1 protein-coding gene is annotated in these 732 nt (G+C 60.0%); it reads left to right on the top strand.

The features are described from left to right. Positions 1-546, top strand: a 546-nt coding sequence (locus AAC147_RS15960; RefSeq protein ID WP_047682834.1) for a tyrosine-type recombinase/integrase, incomplete at its 5' end; no start/stop codon positions are given. Positions 547-732 lie beyond the last annotated feature (186 nt).

Genomic DNA, 732 nt, shown 5'->3' with positions numbered 1-732 from the left:
CGCCAGCTCCAGCGGGGGGACATCGACGTCGAACGCGGTGCGGTCGTCGTGAATCAGGGCAAAGGGAATAAAGACCGGGTTGTGCCTGTCGGTGAGCGGGCGCTGGGCTGGCTGAAACGCTATCTGGTCAACGTCAGGCCACAACTGGCAGCGCACTATGACAGCGGTTATCTGTTTATCTCGCAAAAGGGCAGGCCGCTGAGTCCGGGACACCTGACGCAAATCGCAGGCAAGGCCATCCGGCAGCAGGCACAGTTAGACAAGCCGGGTGCCTGCCATCTGTTCCGGCATTCAATGGCAACGCAGATGCTGGATAACGGCGCGGATATCCGCCATATCCAGGCGATGCTGGGGCATGAGAAGCTCAATACCACCCAAGTGTATACGCGGGTCGCTATCGGACACCTAAAAAAAGTGCATAAACAAACCCATCCGGCAGAGCGTAACACACCGACACCACAGAAAAGCAGTGCAGGTTGTGCCAGCCGAGAGCCAGATGCTGAACCGGCACCCCAGCGTACCGGCCAGCCCGATCTTCCCCGTTGAGTTCGCTGGGATCAGCGCGGGGGCAGACCGTGGCCGGACTGCCCGTCAGCGTCAGTGTCTGCGGGGGTACGTGGGCAATGGTCGGCCTGTCCCTCGGTGTCCCCATTAAGAATGTGCAGGCCGTCCAAAGCCCACTCAACATAATGTGGGGGAATTATACGCCACTCACCGGGTTACTCCGCTCTC

Origin of the sequence: Xenorhabdus sp. NBAII XenSa04 (assembly GCF_963866145.1) — a bacterium.
Lineage (GTDB): Bacteria > Pseudomonadota > Gammaproteobacteria > Enterobacterales > Enterobacteriaceae > Xenorhabdus > Xenorhabdus indica.
The sequence above is the reverse complement of the archived record's forward strand: the minus strand, read 5'-3'. Positions and strand labels throughout refer to the sequence as shown.